This window comes from Billgrantia campisalis (assembly GCF_022341425.1).
Taxonomy (GTDB): Bacteria; Pseudomonadota; Gammaproteobacteria; order Pseudomonadales; family Halomonadaceae; genus Halomonas; species Halomonas campisalis.
Genome location: NZ_JABFUC010000004.1, coordinates 1 through 24,177, shown reverse-complemented (window position 1 = coordinate 24,177; position 24,177 = coordinate 1). Strand labels below are relative to the sequence as shown.

The window sequence follows — 24,177 nt, the reverse complement described above, 5'->3', positions numbered from 1 at the left end:
CCCGGGTCAGCCCCGTCGTCGTTTCTGCAAGATGGCAGGACAAACGGGAGATATCATGAGAGAGCGGTTCTGGGAGCAGTACCCCCTCGAGGAGCTCACCGCCGAAGAGTGGGAGGCGCTATGCGACGGCTGCGGCCAGTGCTGCCTGCTCAAGTTCCAGGACGAGGAGACCGGCGAGCTGGCGGTGCTCAACCTGGCCTGCGAGCTTCTGGACGTGCACAGCTGCCGCTGCGGCGACTACCCGAACCGGCTCGAGCGGGTGCCGGACTGCACGCAGCTGACGCCGGCGCGCATCGACGAGTTCCGCTGGCTGCCCCGCTCCTGCGCCTATCGGCGGGTGGCGGAGGGGCGCAAGCTGGCCCGCTGGCATCCGCTGCTCTCCGGCGACCCGGAGCGGGTCCACCGCAAGGGCATCAGCGTGCGCAATTTTGCGGTGTCGAGCCGCGGGGTGCCCGAAGAGCACTATGAGGACCATATCATCGCGGTGATCCCCATCGATTGACCCGCACTGCGTCGATGCGACAGTCGACGCAACCGCCGGGGCTGGCCCCCGGCGCCCCTCGCGGGCCGTTCATGGCTCGCCGCTTTCCACACCCAGCGCCCAGAGGATGAAAGCGTCCTGGCGGGCGTTTTCGTGCCAGGCCCTGAAGCGGCCCGAGGCGCCGCCGTGGCCGGCCTCCATGTCGGTGTGCAGCAGCACCGGGCCGCGGGCGGTGCCGAGCTCGGTCAGCCGGGCGTAGAGCTTGGCGGGTTCCCAGTAGGGCACACGGGTGTCGTGCCAGCTGCCCTGCAGAAAGACCGTGGGGTAGGGTTGCGCCGAGAGGTTGTCCAGCGGCGAGTAGCTGCGGATCTGTCGGCGCGCAGCAGGCTCGCCCGGATTGCCCCACTCGCTGTATTCGGCGGTGGTCAGCGGCAGGTCCGGATTTTCCATGGTACGCAGCACGTCGACGAAGGGCACATCCAGTACCGCGGCGCAGAAGGCCCGTGGCGCCAGGTTGAGGCTGGCGCCGACCAGCAGGCCGCCGGCGCTGGCACCATAGGCGGCGATCCGCTCGCCGTCGCTGATGCCCTGTTCCACCAGGGCGTCCCGGGCGGCGAGAAAGTCGCGAAAGCTGTTCTGCTTGTGCTCCAGCTTGCCGGCCAGGTACCAGGGTTCGCCGCGGTCGCCGCCGCCGCGCACATGGGCTACCGCAAAGGCCACGCCGCGACTCAGCAGCTCCAGGCGGGCGACCGAGAACCAGGGGTCGAGCACCTCGCCGTAGGCGCCGTAGCCATACAGCAGGGTGGGCAGCGGGTGGCCCGCCAGGTCGGCGCGCATCACCACCGAGACCGGAATGCGTTCGCCGTCATGGGCGCGGGCCCAGATTCGCTCGCAGCAGAGCGCCTCCGGGGGAAGGTCGCCGTAGATGCGCAGTCCCTTGAGCAGCTGTCGCTCACCGCTGTCCAGGTCGTGCTCCTGCCAGCGGGGGGGCAGGACGAAGGATTCCTCGCGCAGCCGCAGGCGCCGACTGTCGAAGTGCGGCATATCCCCCAGGGCGAGGCTGCAGGGAACCTCCGGTAGCGGCAGTCGTGTGTCGCGGGTGACGGTGTGCCGTGCGTCCAGTTCGAGAATGCGCACGTGCACCTGGGCCTCCTGGTGGTCGCGCTCGCCGATCACCAGCCCCCAGGCGAAGGCGTCCACGCTTTCCAGGGTGACATCGTCGCGGTGGGCGATCAGCGGCTGCCAGTTGGCCTCGGGGGTGGCCTCCTTCACCGTGTCGAGGCAAAAGTGAGTGGCCTGTCGGTTGTGCAGCACATAGAAGTGCCCCGGACGATGATCGATGGCGTATTCGACCCCGCTCTCCCGGGGGCGGAAGCAGCGCGGCGGCGCGTGTGGCGCACGTGCGGGGAGCAGGTGGCACTCGCTGGTATCCTTGGAGGCGCTCTCCACGACCAGCCACTCGCGGGAGCGGGTCTTGCCCAGCCCCAGCCAGAATTCCGGGTCTTCCTCGCGCAGGATCAGCGCCTCCTCGACACGTCTGCCGTCGCGCAGCCGGAGTCGCCAGACGCTGTCGGGTCGCTGGGTATCATCGAAGCGGGTGAACAGCAGGGTGGCGTCGTCCTCGGCCCAGCAGAGGTCGGGGCCTATCTCCTCCAGCAGCCTTGCGGGCTCGCCATCGGGGAGGCGCTTTAGGTAGAGCGAGAAGCGTTCGTCGCCGCTGGTGTCCTCGGTCCAGGCCAGCCAGCGTTCATCCGGCGAGAGCGCCATGTCGCCGACGTCCAGGAAGGCATGTCCGGCGGCTCGGGCCTGTAGGTCGAGTATCTGCTCCGGGGCATCGGGCGCGCCATTGGGGTGACGCCACCAGACCGGATAGTCCGCCTCCACGGCGGTTTCGCTCCAGTAGGTGTAGTGATCCAGTGCGCTTCGCAGGCCATGGACGGCGAGATCCCGCCGGGCCAGATGGCCGTGATAGAGCCGCTCCACCAGGTCGGCCAGTGGGTGGAGCCAGGCGCGGGACTCGTCGTTGGCGGCCTCGAGGAAGGCGCTTACCTCGGTGTCGTCGCGCTGCTCCAGCCAGTGCCAGGCTGGGTCGTCGGCGCGCCGGAAGCGCTCGACAGGCGACTCGCTGGGCGGGGTTGTTGGGGCAATCTCACTCGGCGGCTGTGCTTTCATCGGGTCGCGTGTACCATAATATAGAGAAGGGTTTCCATTCGTCGCGGCCCGGCCAGGCGGCCGGCGCGCTGCTACCGGGAGGTGTTACCGAAGGTGTCGATGCTGACTTCCGATTCGATGTCCCTACTATGGCTGACCTATCTGGGTTTGTCGCTGATTGTGCTGCTGACCGGCTACCTGGGGCTGGCCTTCCTGCCGCGACTGCTGCGGCTGCCGATCACCTGGGCCGTGGCGGGAATGCTCTGGGTACCCACCCGCTTCCGCCTGCCGCTGGTGGAAGAGGGGGAGTTCTACACCGGCCTGGCACCGGCCCTGGTGGTGGCGGCGGTGGCCTTTCTCGAGCGCAACACCGCGGTGCTGACCACCTCGGGCCTGCTGGTCGTGTCGGGTGCGGCGCTCGGCGTGGCGCTGGGGCTTGCCCAGTGGTGGGCCTTTCGTCCGGGTGATACGTATCGTGACATGGACGATGTAGGGCGCGATGGCCGTGACGGCGGGCAATCCCGCGAGCCGCGCGAGCGCCGGGAGCCGGTGATCGGCTAGGGAGCCCCCGATGGGCTGGAACTGGATACGCGGATGTCGCCGGCTGGCAGCGCTGGCCGGTACGACTCTGTTGACAGTCAGCCTGCTGGCGTCTCCGCTGCCGGCGGCTCCACCACAGGAGTCACCGGATGTGCGGGTGATCGTCGATGTCTCGGGCAGCATGCGTCACAACGATCCGGAGCAGCTTGCGGCCGATGCCCTGGAACTGCTGGTGGCCCTGCTCCCGGCCGGCGTCTCCGCCGGGGTCTGGACCTTCGGCGAGACGGTGGCCAATCCGTTGCCGCTGGGGCGGGTCGACGCCGAGTGGCGCGAGCGGGCGCTGGCCCTGAGACCGCGGCTGGTGGACTACCAGCCGTTCACCGATATCGAGGCGGCGGTGCGCGAGGCCGCCCGCGCCGAGGCCGACGGCTGGCGACACCTGGTGCTGTTGACCGACGGCATGATCGACTTGCCGCCCTGGCGTGGCGCCAAGCCGGAGATCGACGCGGCCTCGCGCCAATCCCTGCTGGACACGCTGGCGCCGCGGTTGGCCGAACAGGGCGTCGTCGTGCACGCCATCGCCTTCTCCGAGGAAGCCGACCTTGACCTGGTGGAGCGACTGGCGCGCCAGACCGCAGGCCTTTCGGCGCCGGTCGATGCGCCCGATGCCCTGCTGGGTGCCTTCGTGAATATCGTCGATCGTATCTTTGCGCCGGAACGGGTGCCATTGAGTGAAGGCAGCTTCCTCATCGAACCGGGGCTGGAGAGCTTCACCGCGCTGCTGTTTCATGAGGGGGCGTCACCGACGCTGATCGCCCCGGACGGCAGCCGCCACGCCGCCGCCGCCGTCCCGGAAGGCTGGCGCTGGCGCTGGCGCAGCGAGCCCCGCTATGAGCTGATTCAGGTACCGGAACCGATGCCCGGTCAGTGGCGTCTCGAGGGCCACCTGGGCCAGGACAGTCGCATTACCGTGGTGTCGCCGCTGAGTCTGCAGACCGCCGGACTGCCGGGCACCCTCTATCTGGGGTTCGATGTGCCGGTGCAGGCCTGGCTGGTTCGGGAGGGCGAGCGGCTGGTCGGTGAGGATCTGCCGCCTCACCTGCAGGTGACGGCCGAGCTGCGTGACGAGGCGGGTCGGGTTCAGTCGGCGATGGTGCTTGAGCCCGTTGACGGCCGCTTCGCCGGGGTGCTTCCGGCACCGGCCCTGACCGGGACGGCGCAGCTGGTGGTGTTCGCCGAGGGCCAGGGACTGCGTCGCCAGCGCAGTCAGCCGGTCAATGTCCAGCCGGCCATCGCGGCGCAGCATGATCCGGCGGCCAATCGGGTGTTGCTCAGGGCCGAGCATCCGCTGCTGCACGGCGACAATGCCCGCCTGCACGGCGAGCTGCAGGGCGAGCGCCTGGTGGCCGAGGCCCTGGAGGAGCGGCGCTGGGTCATAGCGCTGCCCGACCTGGATGCCGAGCTCAGCCAGCCGCTGATGCTGCGGGCGCAAATCACCCTGGAGGGCCGAACCCGGGAGCTGCGCCTGCCACGCCTGATACTGTTTCCGGACGGCGCGACCGGCATCGACCAGGCCGGCGCGGCGCCGGTCCTGGCGGTGGAGCGCTTCCATGAGGAGCTGACGCCGGTGCGGGAGCCCCCGCCGGCCGACACCCTCGGGGCGGCGGAGCGTCTCATTGCAGCGGTCGACGGGCTCTGGCAGCGGGCCTGGCGGCAGTGGTACGGCACATACCCGCAACGGCAGCGGCTATGGGAAGCGTATGGTCGAGATCCACGGCTCTGGGCGGCGGCGCTGCTGGCGGTCGGGCTGGCCCTGTTGGGGCTCAAGTGGCGTCGCCGGCGCCGGACGACACGGATCATTCACCGGGAGGAGCCGCATGTGTGAGCTACTGGGCATGAGCGCCAATGTGCCCACCGATATCTGTTTCAGCTTTACCGGCTTTTTGCATCGCGGCGGGGGCACGGGCCCCCATCGCGATGGCTGGGGCATCGCCTTCTATGAGGCGGGCGGCTACCGTGATTTTCGCGACCCCCACCCGTCGGTGCGTTCGCCGATCGCCAGGCTGATCTGCGACTACCCGATCAAGTCGCATATCGTCATCAGCCATATTCGCCAGGCCAATGTGGGCGAGGTGCGGCTCGCCAATACCCACCCCTTCACCCGCGAGATGTGGGGGCAGACCTGGTGCTATGCCCACAACGGCCAGCTGGAGGGCTGGGCGTCGCTGCCGCTCTCCTTCTACCGCCCGGTGGGTGATACCGACAGCGAGCATGCCTTCTGCTGGCTGATGGGGGAGCTGCGGCGCCACTTTCCCGAGCCCCCGCCGCAGGACGAACGGGAGGCGCTGTGGCGGCAACTGCATCGGCTCTGCGAGCGGCTGCGCGGCCTGGGAGTCTTCAACCTGCTGCTGGCGGATGGGGACTACCTCTACACCTACTGCTCGACCAAGCTGGCGCATATCACCCGCCGGGCGCCGTTCGGCAAGGCCGAGCTCTCCGATGCCGAGCTGACCGTGAACTTCGCCGAGCACACGACCCCCGACGACATCGTGTCGGTGGTCGCCACCGAACCCTTGACCAGCAATGAGGAGTGGGTGCGCATGCAGCCGGGGGAGCTGCTGGTGTGGCGGCAGGGCAAGATTCTGGCGCGCTACGCCGCCGCCTAGGCTCTGTCCGAAAACTGGCTGCGCTCGACCAGACGGCGTTAAAAATCGGCTCGTGCGCGAGTCCGATCAAAGTACTCATTTACACCCCGCAAACTCGCACGCGAGCCCGGTCCGCCTTTTCGCCGATTTTTGCCTTGTCTGGCCTTCGCTCGCCGACTTTTCAGACAAAGCCAAGTGTTGTGCCAGCGTGGAGGGGCCGGCTTGCCTTTCATCGGCGGATTGCCCACGTTGAGGGGGATCATGGCGGGCGTGCGCCGTACCTGGCGGTTTGCAAACATATGTTTCAATCGGCCGTTTTACAGTGCGGCGGCGCTTGGTATATCGTAGGGGCCGTTGCAGAACAACAACTGTCGATGCTCTGGGGATGGCCCACGACATCGACGATGCCGTGGAGAAACTGCTTATGAGTGAGCACGCCAGCGCCCCGATCCTGACCGGCCCCGAGCTAGAGGGCATGGAGGATTATCGCTCGGTCATGGATGTCTTCCATGCCGCCGTCAAGCGCTTCGCCGACAACCCGGCCTTCAGCTGCATGGGCCAGACCCTTAGCTTCGCGGAGCTGGATCGGCTGTCCGCCGATTTCGCCGCCTGGCTGCAGCATGAGACCGAGCTCAAGCCGGGCGACCGTATCGCCATCCAGCTGCCCAACGTGCTGCAGTTTCCGGTGGCGGTATTTGGCGCCATGCGCGCGGGGCTGGTGGTGGTGAACACCAACCCGCTCTATACCGAGCGCGAGATGGCCCACCAGTTCAAGGACTCCGGAGCGCGGGCCATCCTGATTCTGGCCAACATGGCCGACAAGCTGGAGAAGGTCCTCGATCGCACCGACATCGAGCACGTGCTGGTCACCGAGCTTGGGGATCTGCACGGCTTCCCCAAGCGGCAGCTGATCAACGCCGTGGTCAAGTACGTCAAGAAGATGGTGCCGGCCTATTCGCTGCCCATGGCGGTGCCGTTTCGCCAGGCGCTGAAGGCGGGCGCCGCACGCAAGCATCGCGAGGTCGAGCGTGAGCTGGACGACATCGCCGCGCTGCAGTACACCGGCGGGACCACCGGCCTGCCCAAGGGCACCATGCTGACCCATCGCAATCTGGTGGCCAATATGTTGCAGGCGCGCCAGGCCATCGGCCCGGGCCTCCACGAGGGCAAGGAGGTGGTGATCGCGCCGCTGCCGGTCTATCACATCTACACCTTCACGGTGAACTGCCTGTTTTTGATGGAGACCGGCAACCACTCGGTGCTGATCACCAACCCCCGCGACCTCGACAACTTCGTCAAGGAGCTCAAGGGGCTGCGGTTCACCGGCTTTATCGGCTTGAATACCCTGTTCAATGCCCTGTGCAACCGCGAGGATTTCCGCAGCCTCGACTTCTCGAAGCTGCATCTGACCATCTCCGGCGGCATGGCCTTGACCAAGGCGGCGGCCCAGCGCTGGGAGGAGATCACCGGCTGCCCCATCGCCGAAGGCTATGGCCTGACCGAGACCTCGCCGATCGTCAGCTTCAATCCCATCGACGCCATTCAGCTCGGCACCATCGGCAAGCCGGTGGCCGCCACCTCGGTCAAGGTGGTGGATGTCGATGACAAGGCGCTGCCGTTCGGCGAACCGGGCGAGCTGTGCGTCAAGGGGCCCCAGGTCATGAAGGGCTACTGGAACCGCGATGAGGAAACCGCCAAGGTCATGAGCGACGACGGCTGGTTCCATACCGGTGACATCGCCGTGCTCCAGGATGACGGCTATATCCGCATTGTCGATCGCAAGAAGGACATGATTCTGGTCTCCGGCTTCAACGTCTATCCCAACGAGATCGAGGATGTCGTAGCCGCCCATCCCGGGGTGCTGGAGTCCGCGGCGGTGGGGATACCCGACGAGAACAGCGGCGAAGTGATCAAGCTGTTCGTGGTCGCCAAGGACGACAGCCTCGATGCCGAGACCCTGCGCGACTGGTGCAAGAAAGAGCTGACCGCTTACAAGGTGCCCAAGGTCGTCGAGTTCCGCGATGAGCTGCCGAAGACCAACGTTGGCAAGGTGCTGCGTCGCCAGCTGCGCGACGAGGAAGTGCAAAAGACCCAGAAGGCAGAAGAAGTCTGAGGGCATAGCGGCGGCCTCGCAGGGCGATAGCCAGCGACAATCGCCGGAATTGGCCGCCGCCGCGTCGTCGGCGTTACAATGTCCTGCCCGTTCCGGCCTGGCCGGGGCGGGCAGGTTTTTTTCCACTGCTCGAGGATCTCGTGACCACCGCCACTCGCCCCGATTCCGCTCCCCTTCGTGAAGAGTCCGCCGAGCTCGAGCGCCTGCGTCAGGCGCTCGACGGCGTCATGCTGCGTGATCGTGAGCCGCTGAGCCGGCGGCTGGGCGGCCTGGCCCGGCGACTCGAGCAGGGCAAGCCCGTGGATCGCGGCCTGGCGGAGGTTCGGCGCGCCCTGGAGCGCTCGGCGGCCCAGGTCGAGCGGCGCGTGACCCGCCCGGTCACCCTGGCCTATCCCGAGGCACTGCCGGTGGCCGAGCGCCGCGAGGACATCCTCGCCGCGCTGCGTGATCACCAGGTGGTGGTGGTGGCCGGCGAGACCGGCTCCGGCAAGACTACCCAGCTGCCCAAGCTCTGCCTGGAGCTGGGCCTGGGGCGCCGCGGACTGGTCGGTCACACCCAGCCGCGTCGCCTGGCGGCGCGCTCGGTGGCCGCGCGCCTGGCCGAGGAGATGGCGGTCCCGCTGGGCGAACAGGTCGGCTACCAGGTGCGCTTCACCGACCAGACCGACGAGGACACCCTGGTCAAGCTGATGACCGACGGCATCCTGCTGGCCGAGACCCGTCACGACCCGGATCTGAGGCGCTACGAGGCGATCATCATCGACGAGGCCCACGAGCGCAGCCTCAATATCGATTTCCTGCTCGGCTACCTCAAGCGCCTGCTGCCGCGTCGCCCCGACCTCAAGGTGATCATTACCTCGGCGACCATCGACGTGGCGCGCTTCGCCGAGCACTTCGCCCTGCCCGGCGCCAACGGCGAGCCCAGGCCCGCCCCGGTGGTGGAGGTCACCGGGCGCACCTACCCGGTCGAGGTGCGCTACCGCCCGCTGGTGCGCGACGCCGAGGACGAGGCCGACCGCACCCTGCAGGAGGGCATCCTGCAGGCGGTGGAGGAGATCGAGGCCATCGAGCGTGACAAGCGCTGGTTCCACGGCCCCCGCGATATCCTGATCTTCCTGCCCGGCGAGCGTGAGATCCGTGAAGCCGCCGACACCCTGCGTCGCGCCGACCTCAAGAGCACCGAGGTGCTGCCGCTCTATGCCCGGCTCTCCAACGCCGAGCAGAATCGCGTCTTCGCCCCCCACGCCGGGCGGCGCATCGTGCTGGCCACCAACGTGGCCGAGACCTCGCTCACCGTGCCCGGCATCCGCTACGTGATCGACCCGGGGCTGGTGCGTATCAGCCGCTACAGCTACAAGGCCAAGATCCAGCGCCTGCCGGTGGAGCCGATCAGCCAGGCCAGCGCCAACCAGCGGATGGGCCGCTGCGGCCGGGTCGCCGAGGGGGTCTGCATCCGCCTCTATGACGAGGAGGACTTCCTCGCCCGCCCCGAATTCACCGACCCCGAGATCCGCCGCACCAACCTGGCGTCGGTGATCCTGTCGATGCTGTCGCTCAAGCTGGGCGATATCGAGGCCTTTCCCTTCGTCGACCCGCCCGATGCCCGCTTCATCAAGGACGGCTTCCGGCTGCTGTTCGAGCTGGGTGCGGTGGATGGCGGCAATCGCCTGACCCCGACCGGCCGCCAGCTGGCGCGGCTGCCCATCGACCCGCGCCTGGCGCGCATGGTGCTGGCCGGGGCCGAGCAGGGTGGGCTGCGCGAGGTACTGATCGTGGTCTCGGCGCTGGCGGTGCAGGACCCCCGCGACCGCCCGGCCGACAAGCGCGAGGCCGCCGACCAGGCCCATCGTCGCTGGCGCGATCCCGACTCCGACTTCATGGCGCTGCTCAATCTCTGGGATGGCTTCGAGGCCGCCCGCAGCGAGCTCTCCGGCAACCGCCTGCGCCGCTGGTGCAAGGAGCACTACCTCAACTACCTGCGCCTGCGCGAATGGCACGACACCTTCCGCCAGCTGCGCCAGCTGCTGCGCGAGATGCAGATCGAGGTGCCGCCGCCCGCACCGCTCCCCGATGCGGATCGGTCGGCCGATGATGCGCGTCTGCGCGAAGTGCGGCGACAGGGCGCTGCGCGCCTGCACCGGGCACTGCTGCCCGGGCTGCTCTCGCACCTGGGCCTGCTCACCGAGAACCGCGAGTACCTGGGGGCGCGCAACCGCAAGTTCATGATCCACCCCGGCTCCGGGCTGGCCAAGAAGCCGCCCAAGTGGGTCATGGCCGTCGAGCTGGTGGAGACCTCACGACTGTTCGCCCGCACCGTGGCCAGGATCGACCCCCAGTGGATCGAGCCGCTGGCCGGCCACCTGGTCAAGCGCAGCTACAGCGAGCCCCACTGGGAGATGAAGCGCGCCCAGGTGGTGGCCAATGAGCAGGTCACGCTGTTCGGGCTGCCCATCGTCGCCGGCCGCAAGGTGCACTACGGCCCCATCGATCCCGCCGAGTCGCGGGAGCTGTTCATCCGCCGCGCCCTGGTGGAGGGCGAGTTTCGGACCAGGGGCGCCTTCTTCGCCCACAACCGGGCGCTCATCGAAGAGGTCGAGGATCTCGAGGACCGCGCCCGTAAGCGCGATATCCTGGTCGATGAAGAGGCCCTGTTCGCCTTCTACGATGCGCGGATTCCCGAGGGAATCTGCACCGGCAAGGGCTTCGAGCACTGGCGCAAGCAGGCCGAGCGCGACGATCCCGATGTGCTCAAGTTCGATCGTGCCGCCCTGCTGGCCCGGGATGCGGAGGAGGTGACCCAGGCCCAGTATCCCGACGCCCTGGTGCTCGGCGGGGTGCGCTATCCGCTCAGCTATCGCTTCGAGCCGGGTGCTGTCGATGACGGTGTGACCCTGACGGTGCCCGCCGCCATGCTGCCGCAGCTGCCGCTGGCACGACTGGAGTGGCTGGTGCCGGGCCTGCTGCGCGACAAGTGCATCGCCCTGCTCAAGTCGCTGCCCAAGTCGATTCGGCGTCAGGTGGTGCCGATTCCCGACTGGGTGGACGCCGCCCTCGAGACCCTGGTGCCCGACGACGTGCCCCTGACCGAGGCGCTGGGAGAGTTCCTGCGGGTGAAGACCGGGGTGCGCCTGCACCCCGACGACTGGCACGCCGAGCAGCTCGAGCCCCACCTGGTGATGAACCTCAAGGTGGTCGACCATCGCGGCAAGGAGCTGGGACAGGGGCGCGATGCGCGCGAGCTGGAGCGCCGCTTCGAGGCCGCGGCCGGGGAGGGCGCCCGGGCGCTGGCCGCCGAGGTCAGCAGCGAGCCCAGGGTGACGTCGCTGCCCGAGGCGCCGCTCCCCGAGTCGCGGGTGACCACCCAGGCGGGGATTCGCGTCGAGGCCTACCCGGCGCTGGTGCCGGAGGGTGAGGCGTTTCGCATCGAACTGTTTGACCATCCGGGCAAGGCGGTGCAGGCCCACCGGCGCGGCGTGGCGCGGCTGGCCATGGCGCGGCGGCCCGAGGCGGTGCGCGCCATCGAACGACTCAAGGGCCTCAATACCTGTGCGCTGCTGTTCGCCAAGGTGGGCAGCAAGCGGCAGCTCATCGAGGATGTGGTTCAGGCGGTCTTCCTCCAGAGCCTGGACCCGGCGGCGCTGCCGCGCTCCGAGGCGGAACTGGAGGCGCGCCTCGGCGAGGTCGAGGGCGATCTGCTGCCGCGTGCCGAGGCGCTGGTGGCCACCCTGCAGGCGGCCCTGGAGGGCCATCTGGCGGTCACCAAGGCGCTGAAGGGCAATCTCAGCCTGGCCCTGGCGCTGGTCTACAGCGACCTCAAGGCCCAGATGCAGCGCCTGGTACACCCCGGGTTCGTGACCGAGGCCGGCGAGTGGCTCGAGGAGTACCCGCGCTACATGGAAGCCGCGCTGATCCGCCTGGAGAAGGCGCCGCGGGAGCGTATGCGCGACCAGATGAACATGCAGGCCGTCCAGGACTTCGAGGCGCGCCTGGTCGCCCGACGCGACAGCCAGCGGCGCGGCGGCTACGAGGACCCGGCGCTGGTGGAGTTCGGCTGGTGGATCGAGGAGCTGCGGGTCTCGCTGTTCGCCCAGCAGCTCGGCACCCGGATGCCGGTCTCCGCCAAGCGGCTCGAGAAGCGCTGGGCCGAGATCACCGGCTGATGCCCAAGGAGCTGTCGCCGACCATTGACAGCGCTAATGCACATCGCACATCGGCCGATAGCCGATGTGAGGAAGGCGGCCAGCGGGTCGCCAAGGGAGAGCACCATGACAGACGTCGTGATCACCGGCACGGGGCTTTATACGCCGGCGCACGCCATCGACAATGACGCCCTGGTGGCGTCGTTCAACGCCTGGGTCGATGACGAGAATGCCCGCCACGCCGCGGCCATTGCCGCGGGTGAGCGCGAGCCCCTGGCCCACTCGAGCAGCGAGTTCATCGTCAAGGCCTCGGGGATTCACAGCCGCTACGTGATGGATGCCGAAGGCATCCTCGATCCCCAGCGCATGTGTCCGCGCCTGCCCCGGCGGAGCAACGAGGAGCCGTCCATCCAGTGCGAGATGGGTCGCGCCGCGGCCAGTGACGCCCTGGCCGCGGCCGGGGTGGCCGCCGCCGATATCGAGCTGGTGATCGTCGCCTGCTCCAACCTGGAGCGGCCCTATCCGGCGGTCGCCGTGGAGCTGCAGGCGGCCTTGGGCGCCGGCGGCTACGCCTTCGACATGAACGTGGCCTGCAGCTCGGCCACCTTCGCCATCGAGACCGCCGCCAACGCCATTCGGGCCGGCAGCGTCAAGCGCGCGCTGGTGGTGAGCCCGGAGATCTGCTCCGCCCACCTCAATTTTCGCGACCGCGACAGCCACTTCATCTTCGGCGATGCCTGTACCGCCATCGTGCTCGAGGCCGACGAGGTGGCCACCGCCGAGGCCCGTTTCGCGGTGCTCGGCACCCGGCTGGTCACGCGCTTCTCCAACGCCATTCGCAATAATGCCGGTTTCCTCAACCGTGTCACCGACAGCGACCCGCTGGCGGCCGATAAGCTGTTCGTCCAGGAGGGGCGGCGGGTGTTCAAGGAAGTCTGCCCGATGGTGGCGGCGCTGATCGGCGAGCACCTGGCGAGCCTCGAGCTTGGCGGTGGCGACCTGTCGCGGCTGTGGCTGCATCAGGCCAATCGTCACATGAACGACATGATCGCGCGTCGCGTGCTGGGCCACGAGCCCGAGACCGGGCAGGCGCCGATCATCCTCGACCGCTATGCCAATACCAGCTCGGCGGGCTCGATCATCGCCTTCCACCTGCATCGCGAGGATCTCGCGCCCGGTGCCCTGGGGGTGGTGTGTTCCTTCGGTGCCGGCTACAGTGCCGGCAGCGTCGTGGTGCGTCGCCAATGAGGCCATGGCAGCCAATACCTTGCAGGGAGGCGGTTTCAATGGGACAGACGCGCAAAGGTTCCATCATTCAAACCCTGATGACGCTGGCCATGGTGGCCGTGCTGGCGGGCTGTGCCAGCAACATACCCGCCGAGGAGCGCCATCCGGACGACCCCTGGGAGGGCTTCAACCGGCGGGTGTTCGTGTTCAACGATGCCCTCGACCGGGCGGTGCTCAAGCCGGTCTCCCGGGGCTATCGCACCGTGACGCCGCAGCCGGTGCAGACCGGGGTGGGCAACTTCTTCTCCAACCTGGGGGAGATCCGCACCGCGCTCAACAGCCTGCTGCAGGGCAAGCCGGGCAACGCCGGCATCGCCAGCTCGCGGTTTTTGATCAATACCACCGTGGGCATCGGCGGGCTGTGGGACTTCGCCACCCATATGGAGATCACCGGCCGCGACGAGGATTTCGGTCAGACCCTGGGGGTCTGGGGCTGGGAGGAGTCGCGCTACCTGGTGCTGCCGTTCCTCGGGCCCAGCACCGTGCGTGATACCACGGGCCTGCCCCTAGACACCGTCACCTATCCTACCTATTACGTGGAGGATGACGTGTGGCGCATCGGGCTGACGGCGCTGCGGGTGGTGGACATGCGAGCCGGCCTGCTTGACCAGGAGGAGCTGATTCACGGCGACCGCTATGTCTTCATCCGCGATGCCTACCTGCAGCGACGCCGCTTTGAGATCAGCGATGGGGAGCTGGGCGATGACCCCTTCGCCAGCGACGACTTCGACTTCGATTTCGACGATGCGGATTTCGATGACACTGACTTCGCAGATTGAGGCAGCTCGCCCATGGATGTCCACAAGCCGTTGATCGGCGTACTCGATGAGCCTGGCGACTACCGGGATGCCCTGGCCGACACCATCGCCCGTGACGGCCTGGCGGTGCTGGCCGCCGAGCGGCTCGAGGACCTGCCGCCGGAGACCTCGCTGGTGGTCGCCCATGCCCGGGCGATCCCCAGCCTGGAGTGGGCGAGTCTGACCGAGCGCCTGCCCACCGTGGTGGTCAGCGATTCCCGGCTGGATGCCGACCTGCTCACGGCGGTGGACGTGGGGCTGGTGGACTATGTCGTCGAGCCCATGCGCCATGGCCAGCTGCTGAGGCGCATGATCCGCAAGGCCATCGAGCTGCACCGGCTGGAAGAGGAGCGCGACCGGGACCGCGAGCGCCTGGCCGAACTCAACGAGAGTCTGGAGACCCACCTGGCCCTGCTGCGGCTGGATCAGCAGGCGGGCGGCCAGATTCAGCGCAAGCTGCTGCCTCCCCACGCCCAGACCCTGGGCGGGGTGACCTGCGACTACTGGCTGATGCCCTCGCTCTATCTCTCCGGTGACTTTCTCGACTTCCAGCGCTTCGACGACCGCTTCAGCCTGTTCTATTTTGCCGATGTGTCGGGCCATGGCGCCTCATCGGCCTTCGTCACGGTGCTGCTCAAGTACCTGTACAACCGCTGGCTGAGTGAATGGGACGGCGAGCATCCGGATCGGCTGCCGGCCCGCTGGCTGAGGGCGCTGAACCGGGAGCTGCTGGATACCGGGATCGGCAAACATGCGACCCTGTTCATCGGAGTCATTGACCATCGGGAGCACTGCCTCCACTATTCGCTGGGCGCCCAGCTGCCCAAGCCGCTGCTGGTCAGCGATGGTTGCATCGAGGAGCTGCCGGGGGAGGGCATGCCGGTGGGACTCTTCCCGGACGTCGACTATCCACGTTTGTGTCATACCCTTCCACCGAACTTCAGGCTATGGTTGTGTTCGGATGGAGTATTGGAATGCCTGCCGGGCGAGACGCTCGACTTGCGGCTCAGGGAACTCGAGCGACGCGTCCTGACCTGCACGACGCTGGAACAGCTACGTGACAGCCTTGCCCTGGCGCTTCCCCGCGACATCAATGTCGGAGAGGATCACAGCGGCGAGGATCTGCCAGACGACCTGACGATCATGATGTTGAGCGGATTTGGCGATGATCATAGATGAAGGCCGCGTCAAGGCGGCGTTCGACTCCGGTGTCTTCGTACTCAAGCTGTGTGGCGATGTGCGATTGACCCTCTGTGCCACCCTGGACAACCAGGCCGAGCAGCTCTCGGAAACGCCGGGGCTGAAGGCGCTGATCATCGACCTGCGCGAAGCCACCAACGTGGACTCCACGGCGCTGGGCTTCCTGGCCAAGGTGGCCATGGCGGTGAGAGGCAAGATCGAGCATAAGCCGACCATCGTGGCCGACAATCCCGATGTGCAGCGCATGCTCGAGGTGATGGGCTTCGCCCAGTTCTTCACCCTGGTCGAGGCGCCCTTCACCGAAGCCTGCCAACTCTGCGATCTGCCCGAGGTGCCGGCGGACATGGAACAGACCCGTCGCCGGATTCTCGAGGCCCACCGTATCCTGATGCGCATGAACGAGCACAACCGCGAGGAGTTCCAGCCGCTGGTAGCGATGCTCGAAGCCCAGGAGGCGGCCTCGCAGGGTCACTGACGCTTACCCCCGTCCCACCATCTCTCCACGGCGCCTGCCGGCCCTGCTCGGAGGGGATCACCGATGCCCCCTCCTGATTACGCATAAGACTCAGTAGACGCCTTGGCGAAGGCGGCAACGTTGGTGGTTTACCCCTTGCGCAGTTCCCCCAGCAGGGCTTCCAGCTTGCGCTGATCGTCGGTGAACTTGCGGATGCCCTCGGCGAGCTTCTCGGTGGCCATGGCGTCCTCGTTGAGGGCCCAGCGGAATTCCGCTTCGTCATGGGGCTCCGGCGCCGAGGTTTCGGCGCCCACCGGGGTCAGCCGCCGGGTCAGGCTACCCTGAGTATCGGCCAGCTCGCCGAGCAGCGCCGGGGAGATGGTCAGCCGGTCGCAGCCGGCCAGGGCCAGGATCTCGCCGCTGTTGCGAAAGCTCGCGCCCATCACGATGGTCCGGTAGCCGTGGCCCTTGTAGTGCTCGTAGATGCGCTTGACCGAGCGCACCCCGGGGTCGCGGTCGCCGGTAAAATCGGCCTCCGGTTCCCGCGCCTTGTGCCAGTCGAGGATGCGTCCCACGAAGGGGGAGACCAGGGTCACCCCGGCGTCGGCGCAGGCCTGGGCCTGGGTGAAGCTGAACAGCAGGGTCAGGTTGGTGCGAATGCCTTCGCGCTCCAGCTGGCGGGCGGCGCGAATGCCCTCCCAGGTGGCGGCGACCTTGATCAGGATGCGCTCAGGGCCGACGCCATGGCGGTCGTAGCGCTCGATCAGTGAGCGGGCCCGGGCCAGGCTGGCGTCGCTGTCGAAGGAGAGCCGGGCGCTGACCTCGGTGGACACATAGCCCGGTACCAGGCCGGCGATCTCGCTGCCGATCTCCACGGCCACGGCGTCCAGGGCATCGTCGATGTCGGTGCTGTGGCGGGCGATCTCGGCCAGGCGGGCGCGCCGGTCGGCCTGCTGGGCGGCCTGCAGGATCAGTGACGGATTGGTGGTGGCATCCTGGGGGGAAAAGCGGCGAATCGCTTCCAGGTCGCCGGTGTCCGCCACCACGGTGGTCATCTGCTTGAGTTGTGACAGCAGGTCGTCTGCCATGGGGCAAGGCTCCAGTTGAGGTTGGTAGGCGTGTCGTCCACTTTATCAAGACACCCGAGCCGCTGACAGCGGCAAAACGGGCGGGGAGGCGGTCGTGCTCCATCTGGGCTATTATTAGCGCCCTAGCTATTTACCCCTTTCGCCGACCCGGGAGCCGCCTTGAGCCTCAACCCTCGTCGCGTGGCGCTGCTGGTGGCGGCCAATACCGCCCTGGCCCCCTTCGCCATCGATGCCTACCTGCCCGCCATGAGCGTGCTGGCCGACCATGTGGGCGCCAGCATCCATCACACCGAACTCTCGATCAGTGCCTTTCTGGCCGGGTTCGCCATCGGCCAGCTGCTGTTCGGCCCGCTCTCCGACCGCCTGGGCCGCAAGCCGGTGCTGCTGGCCGGGCTGCTGGCCTTCCTGTTGGCGAGCCTGGCGATCACCACCATCGATTCGCTGACCGAGCTGCTGGTCTGGCGCTTCGTTCAGGCCCTGGGCGGCGGCGCCTGCGTGGTCAACTCGGCGGCCATCGTGCGCGACTGCTTCAGCGGCCGCCAGGCGGCCAGCGTCATGTCGACCATGGCGATGATCATGATGCTGGCGCCGCTGGTGGCGCCTCTGGTGGGCAGCGGGCTGCTCTATCTCGCCGACTGGTGGCTGATCTTCGTGTTCCTGGCGGTCTATGCGGCCTTCCTGCTGTGGCTGATGGGGACCCGGCTCCCCGAGACTCGCGCCCCGGGACAGCCCGTGGCCTCCTTTCGCCAGGTACTGCGCAACTATGCCAGCGTGCTGCGTCATCGCGAGGGGCTTGGCTATATCTGCGCGGTGGCGGCCTCCTTCGGCGGGCTGTTCGCCTTCGTCACTGCCTCGCCCTATGTCTACCTGGAGCACTTCGGGCTGTCGCCGGCGGTGTACCCCTTCGTGCTGGGGGTCAACGTGGTGGTGATCGCGCTCTCCAACCAGCTCAATATCCAACTGCTGAACTCCCGCTCGCCGCAGCAGAACCTTCTCCTGGGGCTCGGCGTGCAGCTGGCGATGGCGCTCTGCCTGGCCCTGGCCGCCGCGGCGGGGCTGGCGTCCCTGCCGGTGGTCGTGGTGCTGGTGATGTTCTACTCGGGGATGATCGGCCTGATCACGCCCAACGCCATGTCGCTGCTGCTCGACCAGTTCGGCCACATGAGCGCCACGGCCACGGCCATGATGGGCTTCATCAAGTTCGGTGCCGCGGCCCTGGCCGGGGTCATGGTGGGGGCCTTCGAGATCGAGAGCCTGTGGCCGATGGTGCTGACCATGCTGGTGGCATCGCTGGTGGGCAACGCCGGCCTGAGGCGCCTGGCGGGCACGCCGGCCCATGCCTGATCCCCTCAGGCGAGCCTGACTGTCACACAAGCTTCATCAAACCGCCGGCAAATGTCACTGAAGTGTCATCCGGTCTCCCTATAGTCGCAGCCATCGGTCATCGAGAAGCGTGATCGAGATCCCAACGCTGCGACTAGTGCCGCACGAAACCTGGAGACCAAGATGAAACTCAAGCTCATCGCTGCCGCCGTTATCGGTGCCTCGTTCGTCACCACCACCGCCATGGCGGATCGCGTCGATCCCAATCTGCCTGTCTATGAGGCCGTGAGCGGCATCTCCGGCAACATGACCAGCATCGGCTCCGACACCCTGAACAACCTCATGACCCTCTGGGCCGAGGAGTTCGCCGGCTTCTATCCGAACATCAACATCCAGATCCAGGGCGCCGGCTCCAGCACAGCCCCCACCGCCCTGACAGAGGGTACCGCCCAGTTCGGCCCCATGAGCCGCGAGATGCGCACCTCCGAGATCCAGGCGTTCGAGGATCGCTTCGGCTATCCGCCCACCCTGGTGCCGGTGGCCATCGACGCCCTGGCTGTCTACGTCAACCAGGACAACCCCCTGGAGAGCATCACCCTGCCCCAGGTCGATGCCATCTTCTCCGACACCCGCCGCTGCGGTTACCCGGAAGATATCACCCGCTGGGGCCAGCTGGGCCTGGAGGGCAGCTGGGCAAACCGCGACTTCACCCTCTACAGCCGTAACGCCGTCTCTGGCACCTATGGCTTCTTCGCCGAGAACGCCCTGTGTGGCGGCGATTTCAAGGACGCCATCAACGAGCAGCCGGGCTCCGCCTCCGTGGTGCAGGGCGTGAGCGAGTCGATCAACGGCATCGGTTACTCGGGTATCGGCTACATCACCTCCCAGGTGCGGGCGGTGCCGGTGGCCCGCGACGAGGGTGAGCAGGCCTACGAGGTGGATTCCGAGAACTACCCGCTTTCACGCTTCCTGTTCGTCTACGTCAACAAGCACCCCAACGAGGAGCTGGCGCCGCAGCAGGCCGAGTTCCTGCGCATGGTGCTCTCCCAGCAGGGCCAGGAAGTGACCGCTCGCGACGGCTACATCCCGCTGCCCGAGACCGTGGCCAGCCGCGTGCGTGGCGAGTTGGGCATCGACTGATCGGTTGGTTGCACGCGTGACACCCTTGAAATAAACGAGGGGGCGCTTCGGCGCCCCTCTTGCATTGTGGGGGGCTTGTCACACGCCTGTCATGGACGCTGCTTACCCTCTACCTATCTTTCCACCTGTCGGGATTGCCCATCCATCATGAATGACATGTCCCAGCTCCCCTCGTCGGGCCAAGGCAGATCGCTGCTGCCCAACCCCGAACAGCGCGAGCGCCTGCGGCGCAAGCGTGCGTTCAGGGACAAGGCCTCACGCTACGGGATAGGCGCTGCCGGCATCGGGGTCGTGCTCGCTCTTGGCATGATCTTCGTCTACCTGTTTTCCGAGGTCATGCCGCTCTTCACGTCGGCCCAGGTGTCGACCGAGCAGACCTATGCCGTTCCCGGAGTGGCAAGCAGCGAGACGCTCGAGCACCTGACCATCGATCGCTACGACACCCTGGGTGCGAGCTTCACCGACACGGGACGCATCACCTTCTTCGAGCTGGAGGGGGGGAGTGTGCGCTCGTCGTTCGAGATGCCGCGCCCCGAAGACGCCACTCAAACGACCTTCGCCACCGGCTTCGCCACCTCGCGGGCCTTTGCCTATGGCTACGACAACGGCGAGATCTCGCTTGGCCAGGTGGAGTATGCGATCACCTATCCGGACAACCTGCGCCATATCGAGCCGGAACTGACCTTTCCTCTCGGCGAGACACCGCTGACCCTGGACGAGGCGGGGCGGGCGATACAGGTGCTGGGCCTGCAGGTCAGCGATCGCGGCATCTATGCGGCAGCCGAACTCGAGGACGGCACCCTGACGGTGACCTCCTTCGATCGTCGCGAGAACATCATGACCGGGGAGGTGACCGTCGAGCAGACCAGGGCAGAACTGCCCGGCTTCGACGGTCGTGCCCGGCAGATCCTGATCGATAACCGCTTTCGCCACCTCTATGTCTCCGACGATGCCGGCTATATCCACCACTACGATATCGGCAACCTCGATAATCCCCGCTATCGTGGCGCGGTGCAGGTGACCGACAGCGGTCATGTGTCGGAGATGGTCCATCTCAACGGCACAGTATCGATCATCGCGGGCACCTCGGACGGACAGATTCGCCAGTACTTTCCGGTCCGGGATGAGCAGAATCAGCACGACTTGACCCATATTCGCGACTTCGCCCGCTATGAAGCGGCGATCACCCATATCGAGGCGGAATATGCGCGGCGAGGCTTCCTGGTAGGCGATGCGCGGGGCAAGCTGGGGATTCATCACGCCACGGCATCGGCCGACGTCTTCGATGCACCTAAGACCGACGGCCCGCTGGCGCGTATCGCCATTTCGCCGGTCAACACCATGGTGCTGCTAGCCGACGAGAACCACCGGCTTCAGGTGGCCAGCGTCACCAATCGCCACCCGGGGATCTCCTTCTCCTCGCTGTGGCAGAAGGTCTGGTACGAGGGCAGCAGCCAGCCACGTTTCGTTTGGCAATCCTCGGCGGGCGGCGACGAGTTCGAACCCAAGATGAGCCTGGTGCCGCTGACCCTGGGCACTCTCAAGGCGGCCTTCTACGCCATGCTCTTCGCCACGCCGCTGGCGCTAATGGGGGCCATCTATACCGCCTACTTCATGTCGCCGAAGCTGAGGGGCAAGGTCAAGCCCACCATCGAAGTCATGGAGGCGCTGCCCACGGTGATCCTCGGCTTCCTGGCCGGACTGTGGCTCGCCCCCTTCATCGAGAACCGGCTGCCCGCGGTGTTCAGCATCCTGATCCTGATGCCCATCGCCATGCTGGCCTTCGCCTACCTCTGGAGTCGCCTGCCCGAGCGGCTGCGGGCGCTGGTGCCCGATGGCTGGGAGGCGGTGCTGCTGATGCCGACCATCATTCTGGTCGGTTGGGCCTGCGTCACCGCGAGTCCCTATGTGGAGATCCTGTTCTTCGACGGCAGCCTGCGCCAGTGGCTCACCGATAGTGGCTTCAGCTACGACCAGCGCAACGCCCTGGTGGTGGGGATCGCCATGGGCTTCGCGGTGATCCCGACGATCTTCTCCATCGCCGAAGACGCGGTGTTCAACGTGCCCAAGCACCTGACCCAGGGCTCCCTGGCGCTGGGCGCCACCCGCTGGCAGACCGTGGTCGGCGTGGTGCTGCCCACCGCCAGCGTGGGCATGTTCTCGGCGGTGATGATGGGCTTCGGCCGGGCGGTGGGGGAGACCATGATCGTGCTCATGGCGACCGGCAACAGCCCGATCATGAACTTCAATATTTTCGAAGGCATGCGCACCTTGTCGGCCAATATCGCCGTGGAAATGACCGAAGCCGCCGTGGGGTCCAGCCACTTCCGGGTGCTGTTCCTCGCGGCTCTGGTGCTGCTGGCCATGACCTTCGTGGTCAACACCCTGGCCGAGATCATTCGCCAGCGCCTGCGCAAGCGCTACGGCAACCTCTGATTCCGGGAGACTTCGATGAAACGTTGGTGGAAAAGCGGTGCCCCCTGGGTCTGGTTGAATGCCGGCGCGGTAGCGGTCTCGATCATCATGGTGCTGGGGCTGATTGGCCTGATCGCCGTGCGCGGCCTCAGCCACTTCTATCCCAGCGAGATCGTCGAGTTCCAGGTGGGCGATCCGGAGCGGGGTATCGGCCAGATGGTGATGGGCGAGCACGTACGCTCCGAGACCATCCCGGTTCCGGTAGCGCGGGATGCCGGTATCGCCGTGCCCCCCGAGCTCGATAACGATGACCTGGTGGTCCGGCACCTGATCAAGCAGGGCAACCGCGATGTCACCGGTCAGGACTTCGCCTGGTACGCCGAGCTACAGATGTCCGAGTGGCAGGCACCGCCGGATGCCATGCGCCTGGAGCGTCGCGAGTGGGGCGATTTCTACGGTTACCCGCTGCGAGTGGTTGAGGATGGCGAGGTGGTTGCCGAGGGTGAGGGCCTCTGGGAGGCGCTGCAGTCGCGGGTCGATCGCGCCAATACCCTGTTCCGGGAGCTTCGCCGGATCGAGCGCAACGACGTGGGCGTGATCAGTGCGGACATGGAGGCGATGCGCCTGCGCGAGCGGGCCCTGCAGCGCGATCCCAACATCGCGCCCGAGGCGCTTCAGGCGGAGCTGGGACAGATTCAGGAGCGGCAGGCCGAGCTGCAGGAGGCGTTCCAGACCCTGCGCGGCGAGATCGATATCCTGCGGGACGAGCTCTACCGTGACACCCTGGTGGCGTCGGTCGTTAGCGGGCAGGAGGTGGCGATTCGCCTCGGCGATATCGTGCGGGCCGTGCAGCCCAACAGCCTCTCGCTTTCCGCCAAGGCGGTGGAGTACGTGCAGCAGTTCTGGGCCTTCGTCAGCGGCGAGCCCCGGGAGGCCAATACCGCCGGCGGCATCTTCCCAGCGATCTTCGGTACCGTCACCATGGTGCTGCTGATGTCGATGATCGTCAGTCCCTTCGGCGTGCTGGCCGCCATCTATCTGCGCGAGTACGCCAGGCAGGGCCCACTGCTGCGCCTGATTCGGATCTCGGTCTACAACCTCGCCGGGGTGCCCTCCATCGTCTATGGCGTCTTCGGCCTGGGTTTCTTCATCTACACCCTGGGCGGCTCCATCGATGACCTCTTCTACGCCGACCGCCTGCCATCGCCGACCTTCGGCTCCCCGGCGCTGATCTGGGCCTCGCTGACCCTGGCGCTGCTGACCCTGCCGGTGGTGATCGTCTCCACCGAGGAGGGGCTGGCGCGGATTCCCTCCTCGGTGCGCCACGGCAGTCTGGCGCTGGGGGCCACCAAGTCCGAAACTCTGTGGAAGGTGGTGGTGCCGCTGGCCACCCCGGCGATGATGACCGGCATGATACTGGCCATCGCCCGGGCCGCGGGCGAGGTGGCGCCGCTGATGCTGGTCGGGGTGGTCAAGCTGGCGCCGACCCTGCCGGTGGACGGAACCTTCCCCTTCATCCACCTGGATCGCCAGATCATGCACCTGGGCTTCCATATCTACGACGTGGGCTTCCAGAGCCCCAACGTCGAGGCCGCCCGCCCGCTGGTCTACGCCACCGCCCTGGTGCTGGTGATCCTGATCATCGTGCTCAACCTGACCGCCATCAGCATCCGCAACCGGCTGCGCGAGCGCTACCGCGCCGCCTCGGACTGAGCCACGCCGACCGACTCATGACCCGGCGGCCCAGGCCGCCGGTGACCGGAATATGAGGAAAGAGACCATGACCTCGATGACGACCGCTCCCCGCCCCGTTGCCAGCCATGCCAGCCCCACCACCGGCATCAAGGATGTGGCCTTCCAGGTGCGCGACCTGAGCCTCCACTACGGCAAGGATCAGGCGCTCAAGAGCATCTCGCTGGATATCCCGCGCCACCAGGTGACCGCCTTCATCGGCCCCTCCGGCTGCGGCAAGTCGACCCTGCTGCGCTGCTTCAACCGCATGAACGACCTGGTGGACATCTGCCGCATCGAGGGCAAGATCCTGCTCGACGGCGAGGACATTTACGACCGTGGCATCGACGTGGCCGAGCTGCGTCGCAAGGTGGGCATGGTGTTCCAGAAGCCCAACCCCTTCCCCAAGTCGATCTACGAGAATGTTGCCTACGGCCTGCGCCTGCAGGGGGTCAACAACAAGGCGGTGCTCGACGAGGTGGTGGAGCGCTCGCTGCGCGGCGCCGCCCTCTGGGACGAGGTGAAGGACCGCTTGAACGACAACGCCTTTGGGTGCGCCAGGCAAAGCCTGGTCATCCGGGAAACCGAGGAGGTGGAAAGGATGAGTTGAAACCCAGTGGGTGAAAGTCCCACCCGGTCAAGGTTAGCCACCAGCCGGTAGCGAGTCTTGCGT

Annotated in this window: 16 protein-coding genes and 1 pseudogene; 15 read left to right on the top strand and 2 right to left on the bottom strand. The window is 67.0% G+C overall.

The window, feature by feature from the left end:
• Positions 1 to 55 precede the first annotated feature (55 nt).
• The gene (locus tag HOP52_RS05675) at positions 56 to 502 is read left to right on the top strand and encodes a YcgN family cysteine cluster protein (protein ID WP_238976408.1); all 447 of its coding nucleotides are present in this window, start codon (positions 56 to 58) and stop codon (positions 500 to 502) included.
• Between the two features lie 69 nt (positions 503 to 571).
• Here HOP52_RS05675 and HOP52_RS05670 read toward each other — a convergent pair whose 3' ends face one another.
• Entirely contained in the window at positions 572 to 2,653 is a 2,082-nt protein-coding gene (locus HOP52_RS05670) for a S9 family peptidase (RefSeq protein ID WP_238976407.1), read from the bottom strand.
• Between the two features lie 99 nt (positions 2,654 to 2,752).
• Here HOP52_RS05670 and HOP52_RS05665 point away from each other — a divergent pair, with 99 nt between their 5' ends.
• From HOP52_RS05665 to HOP52_RS05625, 9 genes are all read left to right on the top strand, one after another.
• A complete protein-coding gene (locus HOP52_RS05665; RefSeq protein WP_238976406.1) occupies positions 2,753 to 3,193 on the top strand; it encodes a hypothetical protein in 441 nt (146 codons plus the stop codon).
• A 10-nt stretch (positions 3,194 to 3,203) separates the two neighbouring features.
• The gene (locus HOP52_RS05660) at positions 3,204 to 5,057 is read left to right on the top strand and encodes a vWA domain-containing protein (RefSeq protein ID WP_238976405.1); all 1,854 of its coding nucleotides are present in this window, start codon (positions 3,204 to 3,206) and stop codon (positions 5,055 to 5,057) included.
• Positions 5,050 to 5,838 carry a class II glutamine amidotransferase gene (locus tag HOP52_RS05655; protein WP_238976404.1) on the top strand — a complete coding sequence of 263 codons (789 nt, stop codon included), beginning with the start codon at positions 5,050 to 5,052 and terminating at the stop codon, positions 5,836 to 5,838. Before HOP52_RS05660 ends, HOP52_RS05655 begins: the two co-directional genes overlap by 8 nt.
• Before the next feature lie 403 nt (positions 5,839 to 6,241).
• Positions 6,242 to 7,930, top strand: a complete 1,689-nt coding sequence (locus HOP52_RS05650) for an AMP-binding protein (RefSeq protein WP_238976403.1) — start codon at positions 6,242 to 6,244, stop codon at positions 7,928 to 7,930.
• A 140-nt stretch (positions 7,931 to 8,070) separates the two neighbouring features.
• The gene (gene hrpA / locus HOP52_RS05645; RefSeq protein ID WP_238976402.1) at positions 8,071 to 12,090 is read left to right on the top strand and encodes an ATP-dependent RNA helicase HrpA; all 4,020 of its coding nucleotides are present in this window, start codon (positions 8,071 to 8,073) and stop codon (positions 12,088 to 12,090) included.
• Positions 12,091 to 12,195: 105 nt separating this feature from the next.
• Entirely contained in the window at positions 12,196 to 13,317 is a 1,122-nt protein-coding gene (locus tag HOP52_RS05640; RefSeq protein WP_238976401.1) for a beta-ketoacyl-ACP synthase III, read from the top strand.
• A 38-nt stretch (positions 13,318 to 13,355) separates the two neighbouring features.
• The gene (locus HOP52_RS05635) at positions 13,356 to 14,135 is read left to right on the top strand and encodes an MlaA family lipoprotein (RefSeq protein WP_238976400.1); all 780 of its coding nucleotides are present in this window, start codon (positions 13,356 to 13,358) and stop codon (positions 14,133 to 14,135) included.
• A gap of 12 nt (positions 14,136 to 14,147) precedes the next feature.
• Positions 14,148 to 15,332, top strand: coding sequence for a PP2C family protein-serine/threonine phosphatase (locus HOP52_RS05630; RefSeq protein WP_238976399.1), 1,185 nt, complete (start codon positions 14,148 to 14,150; stop codon positions 15,330 to 15,332).
• On the top strand, positions 15,319 to 15,828 hold the full coding sequence (locus HOP52_RS05625; RefSeq protein WP_238976397.1) for an STAS domain-containing protein: 510 nt from the start codon (positions 15,319 to 15,321) through the stop codon (positions 15,826 to 15,828). Before HOP52_RS05630 ends, HOP52_RS05625 begins: the two co-directional genes overlap by 14 nt.
• Positions 15,829 to 15,956: 128 nt before the next feature.
• Here HOP52_RS05625 and tal read toward each other — a convergent pair whose 3' ends face one another.
• Positions 15,957 to 16,895 carry a transaldolase gene (gene tal, locus HOP52_RS05620; RefSeq protein WP_238976396.1) on the bottom strand — a complete coding sequence of 313 codons (939 nt, stop codon included), beginning with the start codon at positions 16,893 to 16,895 and terminating at the stop codon, positions 15,957 to 15,959.
• A 159-nt stretch (positions 16,896 to 17,054) separates the two neighbouring features.
• Here tal and HOP52_RS05615 point away from each other — a divergent pair, with 159 nt between their 5' ends.
• The 5 genes and pseudogenes from HOP52_RS05615 to HOP52_RS05595 form a co-directional block, all read left to right on the top strand.
• A complete protein-coding gene (locus HOP52_RS05615; RefSeq protein WP_238976394.1) occupies positions 17,055 to 18,239 on the top strand; it encodes a multidrug effflux MFS transporter in 1,185 nt (394 codons plus the stop codon).
• Between the two features lie 162 nt (positions 18,240 to 18,401).
• Positions 18,402 to 19,358, top strand: coding sequence for a PstS family phosphate ABC transporter substrate-binding protein (locus HOP52_RS05610; protein WP_238976392.1), 957 nt, complete (start codon positions 18,402 to 18,404; stop codon positions 19,356 to 19,358).
• Between the two features lie 156 nt (positions 19,359 to 19,514).
• Positions 19,515 to 21,794 (top strand): ABC transporter permease subunit, encoded by a 2,280-nt coding sequence (locus tag HOP52_RS05605; RefSeq protein WP_238976391.1) that lies wholly within the window; start codon positions 19,515 to 19,517, stop codon positions 21,792 to 21,794.
• A 15-nt stretch (positions 21,795 to 21,809) separates the two neighbouring features.
• On the top strand, positions 21,810 to 23,486 hold the full coding sequence (pstA, locus tag HOP52_RS05600) for a phosphate ABC transporter permease PstA (protein WP_238976389.1): 1,677 nt from the start codon (positions 21,810 to 21,812) through the stop codon (positions 23,484 to 23,486).
• A 76-nt stretch (positions 23,487 to 23,562) separates the two neighbouring features.
• Positions 23,563 to 24,102 (top strand): annotated as a pseudogene (locus HOP52_RS05595) (phosphate ABC transporter ATP-binding protein); the annotation flags it as partial.
• Positions 24,103 to 24,177 lie beyond the last annotated feature (75 nt).